Genomic DNA, 17,619 nt, shown 5'->3' on the forward strand with positions numbered 1-17,619 from the left:
CTCGCAGTCGTGCTGGCTGCGATTCTATTGATTCACACGTAGTACCAACCGGTACAGATACGCCTGCCGACTCCCCCGATGTGAAGAGTCTCGTGCCGACGCCTGACGTCGGCGGCACTGAGAACGATGTCGCGGCAATGCCATCGGTGGAGGCCGTTGCTGAAACGCCTGCGGCCACTGCCGACGTAAAGACCCTGGTTCCGGAGGATTCACCGGCGGCTGAACTGACGGGCGCTATAGAGACGCCATCCCGGCGCAGGTTCCGGCCGCACATCAGGCGTCCACACATCAAACCTGTACATATGCCCGTGCGGGTGCGCACTTTCGACTCCCTGCGCTACCGGAGCTACGTGTTCATCTGGCTGGCTACCGTATTCTCGTCTGCCGGATTCTGGCTGCAGCAGGTCGTTGTCGGCTGGCTGACGTACGAGGTCACCGCATCGGCGTTCTGGACGAGCCTTGCGCTGGGTCTCGACGCCCTCCCCATCCTGCTGGTCGGTCCCTTAGGCGGTGTGCTCGTAGACAGCTTCGACAGGAAGAAGCTGCTCGCATTCGTATATGGGTACCAGGCCGTAGTTACGACAATCTTCGCGATAGTCGCCATCACCGGAAACCTCGAAGTGTGGCACATCTTCGCCTTCATATTCTTCATGGGGCTGTCGTGGGTTATCAGCGATCCCGCGCGAATGTCTCTCATCCCCAACATCGTTCCGAAAGAGAACCTCGTCAACGCCTTCGCGTTGAACTCGATGGCGTTCTCAGTGACACGGCTGGGGATACCGGCACTGGGCGGCGTACTGATAGTAGTCATCGGGACCGGCCCAACCCTGCTGCTCGAAGCCGCCTTTCAGGTGTGTGCGGTGTGCACTGCACTCTTCCTGAACGTGCGCAAGACGGACAGGCCGGCGTTGAGACTGCCTACGGTGTTCTCAGATCTGCGTGATGGGGCCCGCTACGTTCTCAGCCAGCCGCTGCTGATCGGGCTGTTCACTCTGACAGCCATGCCGGCACTGCTCATAATGCCTTCGATACAGGGGCTGTTGCCGGTGTACGCTGCCGAGGTGTTCAACGTGGACGCCAAGGGGCTGGGGCTGCTGCTGTCGGCTGTCGGGGCCGGTTCGACGATTGGCACGTTCGTACTCGCCTCCATGGGTGAGATAAAGGCGAAGAACATCGTGATGCTAGGGGCGGCCCTGGCGCTGGCGCTGACGACGGCGCTGTTCTCCATCAACGCATTCTTCCCGACTGCCTATCTGAACCTGATGGTTATCAGCGCGGCAATGATGACTCTCTTCTCAGTCAGCAGCGCCACCGTCCAGAGCACGGTACCCGACCACTACAGGGGGAGGGTATCCGGTCTGTACATGCTGGCGTGGGGGCTGTTCCCGTTTGGCAGCCTTGGCGCGGGGTTCCTGGCAGAGCGGTTTGGCGCGCCTCACGCCACGCAGATCGCGGCTGGAACGATGCTGGTGCTGTTTGCGCTGGCGGTGTGGAGGATCAGGTCTTTGAGGCAGATCAGCTAGAGGGGATTACGGCTGACAGGGTTAGGTATTCCAGGTTTTCACCCTCACCCCAACCCTCTCCCTGAGGGAGAGGGGGACTGTTGGCTGGAATTTATCCTCGGCTGTTCAAGAATACCTACCCTGTAAGTGGGTTACTGTGAGGACTCGCCGCGCTTGGCTTCCTGCCAGAGGTCTTCTTTGGCGTCGAGAGACAGCGACTCGAAGTCGAGGCCGCGGTCGCGTGCGAGGCGCTCCATCGTCGTGAACCTGGAGTAGAACCTGCGATTGGACTTTCGTAGGGCGGTCTCGGCTTCGATACCCATCCAGCGGCTTGCGTTGACGACTGAGAACAAGACGTCGCCCAACTCCATTTCGCGGGCGTCGTCATTCTCGACCTCTTCCAGTTCGCGAAGCTCCTCTGCGACCTTCTCCAGCACACCGGCGTAGTCGTCCCAGTCGAATCCCCTGCGCGCCGCTCGTCCCTGCACGGCCTGGGCATATCCCATTGCAGGCATCGCTTTCGGAACGCCGTCCAGAATCGACCTGTCTGTGCCTGCCATCTCCTGGCGCTTGATCTCATCCCAGCGGGGTACAGCCTCTTCGGCGTTCTCCATCACGTCGTCGCCGAAGACATGCGGGTGACGTCGTACCAGCTTTTCAATGACCTGCTGGAAGACGTCAGAGCCGCTGAAGTCGCCCTGCTCTTCAGCTATCTGGATCTGAGACGCGCCGTGGAAGAGAACGTCACCGAGTTCTTCGGCTATCTTCTCCACGTCGCCCTCTTCGATGGCCTCCACGAGCTCGTAGCACTCCTCCAGAAATAGGTGCTTGAGAGAGTCGGCTGACTGCTCCCTGTCCCAGGGACAGCCGCCGGGAGAGCGCAGCGTCGCGACGAGCTGCTGGATCCCCTCGAAACTGCTTGGGAAACTGCTGTCTTTCACTGTCTTACACCTCTTTGAGACCTCTGTACAACCCAAATCTCTCGGGATAGGGATGAGAGGGGTGTGATTGCATGATACGGAACACGACTCGTGCCCCTCTGGACTCCGGCTTTCGCCGGAATGACGGCGGCCCACAGGTGTTCCACCTGTCTGTTGACACCCTCTCGAACTCGTCCATAAGATGCTACCGCATGACGCCCCGGATTGACATCGCGCCGACGGTCAAGGTCTTGGTTGCCGTCCTATTCATCGCGATGGTGCCGATCTTTCTGATTGCGTTCAACGTCCGCTGGGTCATCAACTTCCCGCCCCTCTACTCATATGGATTCGACAGGTACGACATCGTGCGCTACACGGGAATCGAGCGCGACGAGCTGATCTCGGCGGGAAAGCAGATCAGGGACTACTTCAACAACGGCGCCGAGCTGCTCGAGATACGCGTGGCCGTTGGGGGAGTCCTCGTAATGAACCTCTACAACGAGCGCGAAGTGCTGCACATGCGGGACGTAAAGGGACTCGTAAAGGGCGTGTACCGGGTGTCGGAGATCACAGGCCTGTTCCTCGCACTGGTTGTCATCGGCGGCTTCATAAACTGGCGTCGTGCGTTTGTACCGATGTTGGGCTCGCTGATACGCTGGGGCGGCGGAGTGACGCTATCTCTGGTAGTGTTGGTCGGCCTGGGAGCCCTTGTCGGATTCGACAGGCTCTTCCTGGCGTTTCACCTGATCAGCTTTAGCAACGACCTGTGGCAGCTCGATCCCCGGCGCGACTACCTGATAGCGATGTTCCCGCAGGGGTTCTTCTTCGACGCAACCATGCTCATCGCACTGGCAGTGGTCGTTGAGGCAGCGATACTGGTGATCGTGCCGAGATTCATGTCGAAAGCGACCGAGGCCGGGCGGGAGATGGCAGAATCAGATCTGGTGGGGGAAGCAAATGCCAGTTAGCGGATTGGGTATCAAATTCAGGAGACCACTCGCCGACGGCAGATCGTGGGGCGATGTCGGGCCATACGAGGAGATTAGAGGCACCCTGCGGTTCTCAATCGATCCGGATAACGGGGCCAATGCGCGCATAACGGATGCTGGACAGGCGCCGAAAAACAGCGCGGGTGGAGTCGACTTCTCGTCCGATGTATCGATCATACTGCCTGCGGACCGTTCCAGGGGCAGCGGACGGCTGATGCTGGACGTCGTCAATCGCGGCAACCGGGTCGCGCTGCCGAACTTCAACAGCGCTGATCGTTTGGCCATAGATGCAAGCGTCAGTGATGACGCCGACATCAGCCTCGGTAACGGATTCCTGATGGAGCGCGGCTACACGGTGGTCGCGTGTGGCTGGCAGGGCGACACTCCTGCGTTTCCCGCGCTGATCACCATGGACGGTCCTGACGCCGAGAACGAGAGCGGCGGTCCACTGGTCGGGAAGGTGTACACACAGCTCCAGAGCGTTGAGAACACTCACAACTTTCTGCTGTCAGACAAAGGTCACAGGGCGTATCCGGCCTATGACATGGATGAGGCGGACGCACAACTGGAAGTGCGGGACATGCCCGACGGCCCGACGAGACTGGTGCCGCGCTCGTACTGGCGGTTCGGCAGGATCGAAGAAGACGGCACGTACGTCCCCGACCCGGACTACATCTGCGCCGAGGGCAAGTTCGAGAAGGGACGACTCTACCAGATCGTGTATACGACCGTCGGCGCGCCGGTGCTGGGCCTGAGCTTCGCCGGACTCCGAGACTGCGTCTCGTGGTTCAAGTACGGGTCGCAGGCCGCGGAATCGCCGATCGACATCAGCTACGCGTACGCTTACGGTCGGTCGCAGACAGGGCGATACCTGCGAACGTACATCTACAACGACTTCAATCGGGACGAACAGGGACGCGAGGCGCTCGACGGCATCATCGCCAACGTCGCGGGAGGAATGAGGGGCGAGTTCAACCAGCGGTTCGGTCAGAACTCGAAAGACCGCAACAACATGCTGACGCAACTGTTCCCATTCTCGAGCGTCGAGCAGACCGATCCCGAGACGGGAGTGACAGACTCGCTCCACCGGCGGCTGGACGCGCGGGGGAGCCCGCTTCGAGTGTTCTACACCAACACGTCTGCCGAGTACCACAGGGGCGACGCGTCGCTTATTCACACTGACCCGGACGGGACTGCAGACGTCGACCCCGGCCCGAATGTCCGTGTGTACCACTTCACTGGGACCGAGCACGGCACCGGCACATGGCCGCCAACGGACACTTCCGACGCTGGAGAGGGCGTAAGCCGTACCCAGAACCTCAGGAGCGTGATCGACTACACGCCACTTTTGAGAGCGTGCCTTGATAACCTGGACAGGTGGGTTGCAGAGGGCGTCGAGCCGCCGGAGAGTCGCCACCCCAGAGTTGACGACGGCAGTGCTGTGCCGCCAGCGAAGCTCAGGGGCGTCATGGACGCAATTCCGGAGTCGAACTACCCGACGAGACATCCACTCCCGCACAGACGCAACTATCAGTTGAAGGCTGACGTCGAGCAGGTGACGAAGATGCCACCTGCCGTTGGCAAGGTGTTCGGATCGTTGGTGTCGGACGTGGACCAAGACGGCAACGAAATCGCAGGGATAACAATGCCCGAGATTTCCGTGCCGTTGGCGGCTCACACTGGCTGGAACCTGCGGCATCCCGACATTGGCGGCGAGACCCAGCCCCTGATGTTCGCGGGCGGTATGATCCCGTTTTCGAGGACCGAAGACGAACGAGCCGAGTCCGGTGATCCCCGGCCACCTATCAGTTCAAGATACCCCTCGAAGGATGCATACCTGGCGCTTGTGCGTGAGGCTGCTCAGCGACTGGTTGCCGAGCGACACCTTCTGGAACAGGACGTTGAAACTTGCGTGGCGCAGGCTGGGAAGTTCTGGGACTGGGCCACCTGATTGGGACAAGTCTTTACCATAGACTAGTCATTAACTTAGAATACATCGGGCTATATGATGGAACGCCTACCGGAAAGCTTAACGAAAGGAAAAGACAGAAAGACCAATGGCCACCTGGACACCTGACCCGACCTTCTATCCGTCGCCCAAGATGGCGATGGATGCCCCGCAAGAAGAGCTAGCTTACGTAGCGATCGTCAACCCGAAGGACGACGGAAAACCGGACGCGCTTGGCGTCCTGGATGTCAATCCGTCATCCCCTACTTACCAACAGGTAGTCGGTCGGATGGACATGCCGACCTCAGGGGACGAGCTGCACCATTTCGGCTGGAACGCCTGCAGCGCATCGCTGTGCCCGAACATGCCTCATCCGCACGTCGAGCGCCGATACCTGCTGCTTGGTGGACTGAGATCGTCCAACATCTTCATCGTTGATACCAAAGACGATCCCAAGAACCCAAAGATCGCCAAAGTCATCAAGGCGGAAGATTTCCAGAAGAAGACCGGATACAGCCGCCCTCACACCGTCCATTGCGGACCGGACGCGATCTATATGAATGCCCTGGGTTCGCCGGATGGCGAAGGCCCGGGCGGGATTTTCATGCTCGACCACGAGACCTTCGAGGTAAAGGGCAAATGGGAAGCTGACAGAGGCCCACAGGTCCTGTCATACGACTTCTGGTGGCATCTCAACCACGACACCATGATCACGAGCGAGTGGGGGACTCCCAAGATGGTGGAGTCGGGAATCGTTCCCGAACTGCTTTTGGACGGTCAGTACGGGCACCAGTTGCACGTATGGGACCTCAGGACCCGCAAGCACAAGCAGGTCATCGAACTAGGAGCCCAGCATCAGATGGCGCTGGAACTCAGACCTGCGCACGACCCGCGCAAGGCGTATGGCTTCGTCGGGGTCGTCACCAGCCTTGAAGACCTGTCTGGCTCGGTCTTCCTGTGGCACCAGGATGGCGACGAGTGGGCAGCCACCAAGGTCATCGAAGTGCCGGCAGAGCCTGCCGACCCGGACCTGCTGCCTCCGCTGCTGAAGGGCTTCGGCGCAGTGCCGCCTGTGATCACCGACATCAACCTCAGCCTGGACGACAAGTTCCTGTACGTGTCTTGCTGGGGCACAGGGGAGTTCAGGCAGTACGATGTGTCTGACCCCTTCAACCCCAAGCTCACCGGCTCCGTTCACATGGGTGGAATCGTCAGGAAGGCTTCCCATCCGAACGGCACGCCACTGAACGGCGGACCGCAGATGGTCGAGGTAAGCCGCGACGGGCGCAGGATCTACCTGACCAACTCCCTGTACATCGCATGGGACGAGCAGCTGTATCCAGAGGGAATCCGGGGCTGGACTACAAAGATCAACGCATCGCCTGACGGCGGTATGGAAGTCGACCCCGACTTCTTCATGGACTTCGGAGACGAGCGTCCACACCAGATCAGGCTGGAAGGCGGAGACTCCTCTTCCGACTCGTTCTGCTACCCGGACTAGCATGTCTGGGTGACCGGGAAGCGCGGCGGTGGAATTAGCTGAGTTCTGGCCCTGGCTGGCATTGGCAGCCTTGGGCGCGTATCACGGGGTCAACCCCGCGATGGGCTGGCTATTCGCCGTCGCGCTTGGTCTACAGGAGCAGAGCAGGCCGGCAGTTCTGCGCGCGTTCGCGCCGATAGTGCTGGGCCATGCCGTTTCGGTCGCTATCGTCGTCACGGTCGTATCAGCGAGCCGAACGATTATCCCCATCGAAATCCTGAAGTGGGTCGGAGCGGGCCTGCTGATCGCCTATGGCCTGTACAAGCTGTGGAAGAACTCCCACCCTCGCTGGGTCGGGATGCGGGTCGGGTTCAAGGACCTGACGTCGTGGTCGTTCCTGATGGCGTCGGCGCACGGCGCGGGCCTGATGCTCGTACCGGTGCTGTTCAACCTGCCCGGCTACGGGTCATCGGCCTCCCAGGCAATCGACGCGCGTGAACTCCCGCACTCCGAGTACATGCTGCTGGGTGCAGCGCCGTCAATCTCGACCGCAATCTCGCAGCTGACGGCCATCGGGGTGCATACTGTCGCCATGTTCGCGGTGATGGCGGTCGTCGCAATCGTGGTGTACGAGAAGGTCGGCCTGGCGTTGCTCAGAAAGTCGTGGTTCAACATGGACCGCATCTGGGCGGGGGCGCTTGTCGCAGCCGGGTTGGTGACGCTGGTTGTGGTGTGAGAGTCTGCTAGAGCAGTGGACTGAGCAGGTCTGATACGGCGAAAGACAGGTCCGGCAGGGCCAGCGGCGATATCACGTCGCCCGCCTCAAGCTCCATAACAACCCGATAGCCTAGCTCAGCCGGCTCCCGCATCACGAAGAGCCTTGGCTTGTCCACGTCGAGCACCCAGAGTTCCGGTATGCCGCGTATGGAGTAAACCACTGCCTTGTCGTTACGGTCGTAGGCCAGCGACGTGTCGGCTACTTCCACCACCAGTAGCGCGTCTAGTGGCGTCGGGTGACCGTCAACGTAAAAGTCGTCCCGCGGTGTCAGCAACTGAACATCGGGCTGTGGTTCAGTTATGTTGGCCAGGCGCAATGGGCCATGTATGCGAACGCAGGCGTGATCGCCAACGGCGTTGAGGAAGAGATGGGCGAGTTGATCGACAAGTGCCTGGTGCCGACTTCCATTGGGGAATAGCTCTACAACTTCGCCCTCGATCAACTCGACACGGTCGGTCTCAGTCAGAATCCCGACGCGAGCCATCTCGTAGTACTCATCGACGGTGAAGAGCTTTTTCTTTGCTGCGGTTACCATGCCGTCGCCCCTGAGTCCTCAGCCGAATGGCAGGAATCTTCTCCACCCAACGGTGTGTGACAGATTGTACCCCAAGAAGTCTTCGAGAGACTCGCGTCTCATCCCGATCTGTCCTGCGACGGTCGAAGTGTCGTCGAGTATCCAGTCGGGGATCTCATCCCTCGTCCTTCTGGATGCGAAAGAGTCGACCGATACAAGAACAAGTTCGCCGGAAATAGTCCAGCTTCCGATTTCGGGTCGGCGATCCCCGGTGTACTTGTCGGGATGTAGAAGTGTACCCAGCACCATCCTGGGACGCTCAAACGCACGAGTCTGGTATTCAGCAAGTGTCATAGGTGCGCACCAATCTGGAAGTGACGCTCCGCTCGGAAGACTTTCACTGAAGATCTCGCAAAGAACGGCTGAGGACAACTGTAGGACGTCAGTCTCTTCTGCCCCCGAGTTGGTCTCGCGCTTCAGTTCGTCCACTACACGGGCCAGGTAGTGCCGGTACAGCGAAGTCGTCAGCCTTTCACGTACTCCCGCAACTGAAAGCAGCAGTTTGCGGCGCGTAAGGGGATCGTCGCCCGGGAGAGATGTCCGCGTGTAAATCATCAGGCAACGCTTCACTATCTCCGACGGAAAATTGCGTGCCTCAGCATTCATCGACAGAGCGAAGCAGGGATATTCCTGAAACTGGATGTTCTCGTCCTTGATGATCTCCGGAGCATGACGGCTAAAGCGGTCTCGAGTAACGTCGTCGAAAACGACTGGAAATCTCCGATAGGCCTGCTGCAGTCCTCTCAAGTTGCTCCGGGTAAAGGACTGTGTATCGACTATTCGCGGGTACGAGAACATCGACCTCATCAGAGTCTCAATCAGGCTGGACTTCCCACAGTTGCTCTGCCCGTAGATCACAGCGAACATGGGTTGGTCGAAGCTGAACACATTCTGACGTAGGGCGGCGTTGCGCACGTCGCACATGAGTGGCGAAAAGAAGAACCAGCACATGAACGTGAAGTAGTCACGCTGGAGGCGGGGAACATCTCCTACAAATCCGTTGGCGTAGTTGCCGAAGAATTCCAGCCACGCCTCAACATCACTGCGCACTTCAGTGGAATCTATTTCCAGGCTCATGTCGTTCCCCGAGAGGTTGAACCTGCCTCCGTCGCGGGAGAGATATGTCTTCGGCCCCTCATCCTCTTGAGATGAGATGGCGATGCGGGTCATCTGTCTTACGATGTTGGGTACAAATCTGACGAAACCTCTGTCATTGGGCCGGACATCAGCCAGTGCCCTGCGACGTACGGGTTTGATGTGCTCCACCTGCTGCAGCACCTTCGGGATGCTATATTCGATCTCTTCGTCACGTTCGGCTGGAACGTAGACCGTCACACCATTAGGACTCGTTTCAGCCTCCTTTAGAACCGGCGTCTGATCAATCGGAATCAACTCGGCAGGCACGGGCTTGACTCGAAGCTCAACCCGGCTAGTCGCGATGTCTCGCACAGCCTTGTATTGGCTGGAGTAGTGGTCCCATGCAATCTCGTCGTTATCGAAGACGACCAGTGTTTCAGCCTGTCTGCCAGAAAACGCAGTTTCCGAAAGGTTGGCAGAACCCACGATGACACGCCTCAGGTCGTCCCGCTCAAGAAGATAAATCTTCGCGTGAGCAATTGCGTCCTTGACCACGTAAAAGCGTGCCGTGCCGTCAGCCGCGCGATTGTAGATGACCTCGCGCCGTTCGTCGGACATGCCCTTCACGGCGACGAAGCCGCGATTCAGTCTTTCGTCGATTACTGACTGGAACGACATGATATCGACAGCGTCCCTCGTCAACATTCCGTTGTGCCCGAAGATACACTCGAACTCCTCGTAGTCATGGTCGCGGAGTAGTCCGACAATCATCGGAATGCTAGGCGTGTAAGTAAGCGCACGCATAGTGGAGAATCCGGCGAACATTTCCATGTCGAAGGGGCGGACTCTCTCAGCGTGGGCGATTACTACGTCGAGTCCCCTGTCCCTCGTGTAGGAGTCAGGATCGTCGAATGCAAAGTGAGGTTGATTATTCAAAGCATCAGAATGAGATCTTGGTCAGTTGTACGCTTTCACATCTGGATTTTTTTTTCGCCGGAGAGGTAGGCTTCTGGCTCTTTCTGGAACGCGCGGTTGCAGCCTGGGCCGCAGAAGAAGTAGGTCTCGCCGTTGTAGTCGTAGCTGCCGCCGGAGGGCTTGCGTACGTCGACCTGCATGTCGCAGACGGGGTCGGTGGCGCGGTCGGAGCCGCTTCTGTTGAACAGGGGAATTCTCATCTGGGTGTCTCTCCTTTGAAGTTAGTCGAAGACGACTGATGCCGGTCAGGAACTCGGTCTGAATCTCTTTAGACGCAGCGAGTTGGATACGACAGTCACTGAGCTTAGAGCCATGGCGCCGGCAGCCATGATCGGGTTGAGGAAGCCGTGGTCTCCGAGTATCGGACGAAGCGCGTCGGGCACTCCCGCTCCGGCGAACAGAGGGTACAGCACTCCGGCTGCGATCGGGATGAGCGCTACGTTGTATGCGAACGCCCAGAACAAGTTCTGTCTGATTACCCGCATGGTGGCGCGGCTGAGTTCTATGGCAGCGGGCACGCCCAGCAGGTCGTCTCCCACGAGCGTTATGTCTGCGGCCTCTATTGCGACGTCAGTACCCGTGCCTATAGCTATGCCGATGTCGGCCTGAGCGAGCGCGGGGGCGTCGTTGATGCCGTCTCCGACCATCGCGACTGTCTTGCCCTCGGCCATTATCTCTTCGACTCTTTCAGCCTTCTCAGACGGCAGTACCTCGGCGATCACTCTCTCGATGCCGACTGCGGACGCGACGGCATTGGCAGTACGGACGTTGTCCCCGGTCAGCATTACCACTTCGATGTCCCTGTCACGCAGCGCAGCGACAGCGACGGCCGACTCGGGCTTCAGTGCATCCTCGATGCCGATGACTCCCTCTACGACGCCGTCCAGTCCTACGAACACCGGAGTGGCGCCGCGGGCGGCGAGGTCAGCAGCGACCTCATCCACGCTATCGGTCGAAATCCCCAGGTCAACCATCAGGACACGGTTGCCAATGGAGACTCTGACGCCGTCGACTGTACCTGTGACGCCCGCGCCTGGGATTGCAGAGAAGTCATCGGAGTCGTGAAGCGGGAGTCCGCGTTCCTGCGCGAGATCTAATATGGCCTGACCAAGAGTGTGCTCGGAGCGACTCTCCACTGACGCGGCTAGTGCCATCAGACGGTCATCACTGACATTGCCGGCATGGATAGCCGTAACGGCTGGTCGGCCCCTGGTGATGGTGCCGGTCTTGTCTAGCACTACGACATCGACGGCGTGAGCGCGTTCAAGCGACTCTGCGCTGCGTATCAGCACGCCGTTCTCTGCGCCCTTGCCCGTGCCGACCATGATGGCGGTCGGAGTGGCGAGTCCCATCGCACAGGGGCAGGCGATTATCAGCACAGCGACCGCCGTGAGGATGGCTGTGACGTAGCTGGGCTCTGGGCCAAACGCGAGCCAGACCAGGAACACTAGGGCCGCCACCCCGATGACAGCAGGTACGAAGTACGCCGAAATGAGGTCGGCCAGTCGTTGAATGGGCGCACGGGAACCCTGCGCCTCTTCGACGAGCCTGATGATGCTGGAAAGCATGGTGTCACGGCCAACACGGGTCGCCGTGAAGACCAGGCTGCCGCGCCCGTTCACGGTTGCGCCAAAAACGTCGTCTCCGGGCTGCTTGGATATGGGAGCGCTCTCTCCGGTCAGCATCGACTCGTCTACGGATGAGGTACCCGTGTCGACGACGCCATCCACCGGAATCCGCTCGCCCGGACGGACGATTATCTTCTCCCCGACAATAATGTCTTCAATGGGGATGTCAACATACTGGTCGTCGGAGTATTCACCCTCTCCCTCAAGGGAGAGAGGGGCCGTCGATCTGATGACCCTCGCGGTGCGGGGTTGAAGTCCCATCAGGGCCTGGATCGCGTTGGAGGCCCTGCGTTTCGCCCTGGCCTCCATGAACCTGCCCAGCAGTACGATGCCGATGATTGCAGTGGACGTGTCAAAGTAGGTATCTGTGGCGCGTCCCTCGAAGAACGACGAGTCCCAAAAGAACGTGACAACTGTGCTGTACGTGTAGGCGACCGACGTGCCCACTGCGATAAGCGTGTTCATGTTCGACGTGAGGTGCCGGGCCGCGCTCCAAGCCGAGGTGTAGAAGCTCCAGCCTGCCCAAATCTGGACCGGCGTCGCCAGGGCGAACAGGAGGAAGTCCATCCTGAATGGAAGAAGGTCATGCGCGTTCGGCAGTGCCATGAGCGCCATGACGACTGCGGCAACTGCCAGGCTGAATACGAACTTGATCCTCAGAGCCCTCAGGCGGCCTGGAGTGGAGTCTTCCTCGTACTCCCCGTCGCCAATCGCAGTGGCGGAGTAACCGGAGTCCTCGACGGCGTGGCGCAGGTCGGCTATTCCGGTCACGCCCTGGACGTACTCAACGGTGGCCCTCTCGGTTGCAAGGTTGACGGATGCAGACTCGACTCCCTGCACACTGGTCAGAGCGCTCTCGACGTGGGACACGCAGGCCGCGCACGTCATACCGTCGATGCCGAGGGTTACCTTGCGAGTAGCGACGCCGTATCCAGCGTCTTCGAGCGCGTCGCTCAGGACGTCCAGGCTGAGGGACCCGTTGCCAGATTGCATGGGCTCACGGAGCGACATCGTCGCCTTCTCCGTGGCGAGATTCACTGCCACGTCTTCCACTCCGTCGACCGAAATCAGTGCATCTGAAACATGGGAGACACACGCGGCGCAGGTCATCCCGGTGACCTGGAGAGAAATCTGAGAAGCAGGGGGTGCCGACAACGGATTACCACTCGGTAAAGGTAGCCTCTATTGTAGCACGGTGGATTAGAAGCCAACGTGAAAGGGGACCCCTTAAACAGGAGTCCCCCAATCACAGTCAAGCAAAACGACTCGCGGGCCGCATCTACATGGTGCGTACGACCCCGACGACCTTGCCTCGGACTGACACGTCCTTGGCGGGCACCATTATCGGGGCCATGGTGACGTTTTCGGGCTGGAGGCGGACCATGTCGCCTTCAATGTAGAACCGCTTGAGCGTGGTCTCTTCTTTCGAGTTGATCCATGCCGCGACCATCTCACCGTCACTGGCATCGACGGCAGGCTCCAGCAGTACGAGGTCTCCGTCCGCCACAAGGGCATCTATCATGGACGTGCCCTTGACCCTTAGCGCGAAGAGGTCCTGGCGGTCTTTGGTTAGGAACGGGGGCAGGTCTACCGTGTCGACGCTTTCGGACGCATACGATGGAGCGTCCGGGATCTGCAGAGGTTCACCAGCAGCGATGCTGCCCATGATTGGGACTCTCTGGATATCGCGCTTCGAGCCCTTCAGGCCCTCTCCAATCAGTTCGATGCCTCGCGATACCTCAGGCTCGCGCCTCAGATAGCCCATCGCCTGGAGCTTGTGGAGGTTGTAGTCGACTACTGAGGTCGAACTGACCTCACAGCCATTCTGGATGTCGCGCACCGTGGGCGGGTACTGGTGTTCGCCCATGAACGTCTGGATGTACTCAAGGATGCGCTGTTGTCGCTGTGAGAGCCGGTTCTTCATTTTTGACCTCGCGTACGAATGTTCTGACGGTTAGACTATCAGACCATATGTGCGATGTCAACGCATTGCGGCGCGAATTTAGAAAAGTCCAAGACTTTGTGAACTGCCGGTTACGACTGCTGGCCCACGTGTTGCGGAGTGGCGGTCTGTGTAGCGGCGGATCGTGCCGTCTTCGACGTTCCAGATGGCGGTGGCGTAGCGATCGATGAACGTGCGGTCGTGGACGGCCATCAGCACAGTCCCCGGGAAGGCATCGAGCGCCTCCTCGAACCGTTCTCGCGACGGTATGTCGAGGTGGTTCATCGGCTCGTCCAGAAGCAGGAAGTTCACTCCTTCCAACACCAGGGTGGCAAGCAGCAGGCGGGAGCGCTGACCGTAGCTCAGGCTACTGGCGGGCAGCAGAGGCTCGTCACCCTCGAATAAGTATAGGTGGAGCAGAGTTCGGGCCTCAGTTTCAGTTACGTCCGTCGCCTGCCGGATCATTTCTAGGGCGGACATGTTCCAATCCAGCCCTGCCTGGTCCTGTGGCATGTAGCCCGGCGTGATGTTTTCGCCGATCCGCACGGAGCCCAGTTTCGGAGCCCCGAGTCCGGCCACGAACTTGAGCAACGTGGACTTGCCGCAACCATTGGGGCCTAGAAGCGCGACACGTTCTCCGTGTTCCAGCAGGAGGTTGACGTCCCTGAACAGCCACCGTCCATCGAATCCGTGGCCAACATCGTCAAGCACAAGCACACGGGTGCCGCCCCTGGGCGTTCGTCCGAAGTCCAGTTTCATCGTCCACGCCGCCTTGGGACGTTCCACCCGGTCTGGAGACGAGAGCGTCTTTTCAAGGCGCCTCTCTCGCAACTTCGCCTTGCGCGCCACTTTCTTTGCGCGTCGACGGTAGAAGTCGTGCGTAGTCGAGGTCTCAGTGCGAAGCGCGGTCTGCTTCGTCTGGGCGATGTCTTTCTCTATCCTTCGCCTCTCAGCCTCCTGGTCCTTCCAGGCCGCAGTCTGCTTCTCTACTTCGCTCTCTTTCGCCGACCTGTAATCCGAGTAGTTGCCCGGATACGCAGCGAGGCCGGGGTGCTGGCTGTCGAGCTCCAGGATGCCAGTCACCGCGCCGTCCAGGAAGGTTCGATCGTGGGACACGATCACGGCTGCGCCCTCGTATCCGGACAGATACTCCTCCAGCCACTCCAGCGCCTCGATGTCGAGATGATTGGTCGGCTCGTCGAGCAGCAGGACATCGGGGGCGGACACGATTATGCTCGCAAGTCCAGCCCTCGTTCGCTGTCCTCCACTGAGAATGGAGAGAGGCGTGACGCTCGGTACGCCTCCGAGGTCCAGTCCCTGGAGCACGACAGCTATGCGCTGCTCGACATCATAGCCGCCGAGCACCGCGAACTCATCGGACGCAGTGCCGTACTCCTCTAACAGGCCATCCAACTCCGTGCCAGTGGCGCGGGACATGCTCTCCTCGATCCTGAGCAGCTCCTGGTGGGCCCTGGTGTGGTCTTCAAGACCTCGACGCACCGCCTCACCAAGCGTCTGGGCCGAGTCGACCTCAAACCCCTGCGGCAGCCACGCAGCGGATGTGGCTGAGCCGAGGATGACACGTCCGGTGTCGGCCTGCTCCTCGCCCGCGACGATTCGAAGCAGCGTCGACTTGCCCGAGCCGTTGGGACCGATCAGACCCAAGCGTTCCCCGGGATTCACCACGAACGATACATCTTCGAGGATGACTTCTGATCCGTAGCTCTTTGAGATGTTAACGACTTGCAACATTTTCGACCCAGGGGCGTTGGCGGTGAAGGCCATTATGCTAGCACGTCAGAAGCGACGACGAATGGTGGTCCACCATGATGACAACTCCGCCATCAGTCCATATATTTTTGCCATCGTCTCCATTTACCCACTATATGACTGAACCTCAAGGCAATAACCCGAAAGGAGTGGTCTATGGAGGTTTTTGACGCCCTGTTCTCTGTCGGTCTGCTCCTGGTGGTGGCCAAGCTACTGGAGGGGCTGTTCAAACGGATTGGCATCAGTTCGATCTTCGCCTACGCCATCGCTGGAGTACTTCTGGGGCCTGTGACCGGCCTGGTGGAACCCAACAGGGACATTCAACTCCTGCTGAACATCGGCATCTTCGTCTTCTTCTTCCTGGTGGGCCTGGACGAGTTGGACATCTCCGGCTTCCTGTCTGCGATACGGGGACGGCTCTTCGTTGCCGCCGTCCTTTCAGTTGCGATCTCCGTGGTGGTGACCACCGACGTCCTGTTCGATGTGGGATTGGATCTCGCCTTTACCGATGCAATGGCCGTGGCCGGTGTGCTGTCGCTCTCCAGCCTGGGCATCGTGGCCAAGGTGTTGATAGACGAAGAGCGGCTCAAGGACCCGGTAGGGATACAGATCTTCACCGGCGTGGTGATCGCAGAGCTGCTGGTCCTCTTCATAGTAGGGTTTGCCATCAGCGAACACGCCTTCCTCGAGGAGGAAGGACAACTGAGCGTAGTTACCAGCGTGCTTCTTCTCGTAGGTGAACTGGCCGCATTCACCATTGTCATGTGGCTGGTCTGCAACAAGGTCGTCCCACGTGTGTTGGTGCTGCTGCACCGGGTGTTGCAGGTGCAGCAGCTTTCGTACGGTCTGCTGCTGGGCGGACTGTTCCTGGTCATCGTGATAGCCGAAGAGGTCGGGCTCCATGGCTCGATAGGCGCCCTGCTGTTTGGCGCGGCCCTCTCGCCGCTGCCCTACCAGCTGAGGCACGACTCCATGCCAGGGATGAGGAGCACGGCGGAAGGGCTCTTCGTACCCCTCTTCTTTGCCTCTGCTGGACTGAACTTAAGCCTGGACTTCCTGGAGTTGAATCCCGGTTTCATAGCGGCGTTGATCTTCGTGCCCCTGGCCGCCAAGTTCGCCGGCGCCTTCATCAGCGCCTACGTTACCCGGCTGGATTCCCCATTCGCCGTGGCAAGCGGATTGATGGCCAAGGGCGTGGCAGAGATCGCCTTACTCCTGGTCATGCTGCACGCACATGTCATCAACGAGGCCCTCTTCTCGCTGCTGGTTGTGATCATGTTTGGCTACATTTTGCTGACGCCCATTGGGATCAGCTACGCAGTAAGAAGGGTCAAACATCCTGATGACGCTGCCGAAGACAGTGACATCCCCCACATGATGGACCGCTTTGTGCTGGACGGTATCCACGTAAAGGACGTGATCGACGATACGCGGATCTACCCGGACCAGTCCATCAGTGTGCGGAGTTTCGTGGAACAACTGGACTACCTCAGAACAGCATGACTATTTGGTGGTGGACGGCTCCGACCTGGCCGGTATAGTTTCACTGAACTTCCTGAGGTACCTTCCCAGGAGCCAGTGGGCCAGTACCTCGCTGGTGGAATTCATGCGGCAGAGCACGCTGACAGCTGACCCGGATGAGCTTGTGGAGGACACGCTTCAGCGAATGCAGGAGAGCTCGGTTTCGGTGTTGCCCGTGATCGACCCCGATACCGGAGAATTCCAGGGGTCCATCACCAGCTATGAGATCCTGGAAATGATTCTCCTGACGGCTGGCGGTAGGGACATCTAGGGCATTTCACATTCTTCCCGCGAGTTCCCTGTATTCCCAAATGGGCTGAGACTGGTAAGTATTCGAGGTTTTCACCCTCACCCCCGTATCAAGTACGGGGCAGGCTCCAGCCCTCTCCCATCAAGGGAGATGGGGCCTGTTGGCTGAAGTTCATGCCTGTCGGAATACACTTTACCTACTCCTGTCAGCCCCTTCGACAAGCTCAGGGCGAACGTACTGTCGATTTACCTACCCCTATAAGCCC

General features: G+C 59.4%; 14 protein-coding genes. 7 read left to right on the forward strand and 7 right to left on the reverse strand.

Annotation, left to right across the window (positions count from 1 at the left end; genetic code table 11):
• Positions 1–1,523 (forward strand): MFS transporter (locus J4G14_05175; GenBank protein ID MCE2457188.1); only part of this gene is annotated, 1,523 nt, incomplete at its 5' end.
• A gap of 131 nt (positions 1,524–1,654) precedes the next feature.
• On the opposite strand, the gene mazG is transcribed toward J4G14_05175, so the two are convergent.
• Positions 1,655–2,443: a nucleoside triphosphate pyrophosphohydrolase gene (gene mazG, locus J4G14_05180; protein MCE2457189.1), complete on the reverse strand. Its 789-nt coding sequence runs from the start codon at positions 2,441–2,443 to the stop codon at positions 1,655–1,657.
• A gap of 71 nt (positions 2,444–2,514) precedes the next feature.
• On the opposite strand from mazG, the gene J4G14_05185 reads away from it, so the two are divergent.
• From J4G14_05185 to J4G14_05200, 4 genes are all read left to right on the forward strand, one after another.
• Positions 2,515–3,390 carry a TIGR01906 family membrane protein gene (locus J4G14_05185; GenBank protein MCE2457190.1) on the forward strand — a complete coding sequence of 292 codons (876 nt, stop codon included), beginning with the start codon at positions 2,515–2,517 and terminating at the stop codon, positions 3,388–3,390.
• Complete coding sequence (locus J4G14_05190) at positions 3,380–5,362, forward strand: hypothetical protein (GenBank protein MCE2457191.1); 1,983 nt, start codon at positions 3,380–3,382, stop codon at positions 5,360–5,362. The genes J4G14_05185 and J4G14_05190 overlap by 11 nt, the downstream gene beginning before the upstream one ends.
• 106 nt (positions 5,363–5,468) lie before the next feature.
• Entirely contained in the window at positions 5,469–6,860 is a 1,392-nt protein-coding gene (locus J4G14_05195; protein MCE2457192.1) for a selenium-binding family protein, read from the forward strand.
• A 28-nt stretch (positions 6,861–6,888) separates the two neighbouring features.
• Positions 6,889–7,575, forward strand: a complete 687-nt coding sequence (locus tag J4G14_05200) for a hypothetical protein (GenBank protein ID MCE2457193.1) — start codon at positions 6,889–6,891, stop codon at positions 7,573–7,575.
• 7 nt (positions 7,576–7,582) lie between these two features.
• Here J4G14_05200 and J4G14_05205 read toward each other — a convergent pair whose 3' ends face one another.
• The 6 genes from J4G14_05205 to J4G14_05230 form a co-directional block, all read right to left on the reverse strand.
• Complete coding sequence (locus J4G14_05205) at positions 7,583–8,152, reverse strand: Uma2 family endonuclease (protein ID MCE2457194.1); 570 nt, start codon at positions 8,150–8,152, stop codon at positions 7,583–7,585.
• An 18-nt stretch (positions 8,153–8,170) separates the two neighbouring features.
• Complete coding sequence (locus J4G14_05210) at positions 8,171–10,204, reverse strand: phospholipase D family protein (GenBank protein ID MCE2457195.1); 2,034 nt, start codon at positions 10,202–10,204, stop codon at positions 8,171–8,173.
• Between the two features lie 35 nt (positions 10,205–10,239).
• Complete coding sequence (locus J4G14_05215) at positions 10,240–10,443, reverse strand: YHS domain-containing protein (GenBank protein MCE2457196.1); 204 nt, start codon at positions 10,441–10,443, stop codon at positions 10,240–10,242.
• A 45-nt stretch (positions 10,444–10,488) separates the two neighbouring features.
• A complete protein-coding gene (locus J4G14_05220) occupies positions 10,489–13,026 on the reverse strand; it encodes a copper-translocating P-type ATPase (protein ID MCE2457197.1) in 2,538 nt (845 codons plus the stop codon).
• A 124-nt stretch (positions 13,027–13,150) separates the two neighbouring features.
• Entirely contained in the window at positions 13,151–13,795 is a 645-nt protein-coding gene (lexA, locus tag J4G14_05225; GenBank protein ID MCE2457198.1) for a transcriptional repressor LexA, read from the reverse strand.
• A gap of 78 nt (positions 13,796–13,873) precedes the next feature.
• Positions 13,874–15,565 (reverse strand): ABC-F family ATP-binding cassette domain-containing protein, encoded by a 1,692-nt coding sequence (locus J4G14_05230; protein ID MCE2457199.1) that lies wholly within the window; start codon positions 15,563–15,565, stop codon positions 13,874–13,876.
• Positions 15,566–15,739: 174 nt separating this feature from the next.
• Between J4G14_05230 and J4G14_05235 the strand changes: the two genes are divergently transcribed.
• Together J4G14_05235 and J4G14_05240 are read left to right on the forward strand one after the other, a co-directional pair.
• Positions 15,740–17,086 carry a cation:proton antiporter gene (locus tag J4G14_05235; protein ID MCE2457200.1) on the forward strand — a complete coding sequence of 449 codons (1,347 nt, stop codon included), beginning with the start codon at positions 15,740–15,742 and terminating at the stop codon, positions 17,084–17,086.
• 10 nt (positions 17,087–17,096) lie between these two features.
• Positions 17,097–17,375 carry a CBS domain-containing protein gene (locus J4G14_05240; protein MCE2457201.1) on the forward strand — a complete coding sequence of 93 codons (279 nt, stop codon included), beginning with the start codon at positions 17,097–17,099 and terminating at the stop codon, positions 17,373–17,375.
• Positions 17,376–17,619: the final 244 nt, after the last annotated feature.

Source organism: Dehalococcoidia bacterium (genome assembly GCA_021295915.1).
Taxonomy (GTDB): Bacteria; Chloroflexota; Dehalococcoidia; order Lucifugimonadales; family UBA1123; genus VXRN01.

What these genes read in the sequence shown, in the direction of transcription:
- J4G14_05190 (MCE2457191.1), top strand. Translation starts at nt 3,380, where the DNA reads ATGCCAGTTAGCGGATTGGGTATCAAATTCAGGAGACCACTCGCCGAC.
- J4G14_05195 (MCE2457192.1), top strand. Translation starts at nt 5,469, where the DNA reads ATGGCCACCTGGACACCTGACCCGACCTTCTATCCGTCGCCCAAGATG.
- J4G14_05215 (MCE2457196.1), bottom strand. Translation starts at nt 10,443, where the DNA reads ATGAGAATTCCCCTGTTCAACAGAAGCGGCTCCGACCGCGCCACCGAC.
- J4G14_05230 (MCE2457199.1), bottom strand. Translation starts at nt 15,565, where the DNA reads ATGTTGCAAGTCGTTAACATCTCAAAGAGCTACGGATCAGAAGTCATC.
- J4G14_05205 (MCE2457194.1), bottom strand. Translation starts at nt 8,152, where the DNA reads ATGGTAACCGCAGCAAAGAAAAAGCTCTTCACCGTCGATGAGTACTAC.
- lexA (MCE2457198.1), bottom strand. Translation starts at nt 13,795, where the DNA reads ATGAAGAACCGGCTCTCACAGCGACAACAGCGCATCCTTGAGTACATC.
- J4G14_05185 (MCE2457190.1), top strand. Translation starts at nt 2,515, where the DNA reads ATGATACGGAACACGACTCGTGCCCCTCTGGACTCCGGCTTTCGCCGG.
- J4G14_05235 (MCE2457200.1), top strand. Translation starts at nt 15,740, where the DNA reads ATGGAGGTTTTTGACGCCCTGTTCTCTGTCGGTCTGCTCCTGGTGGTG.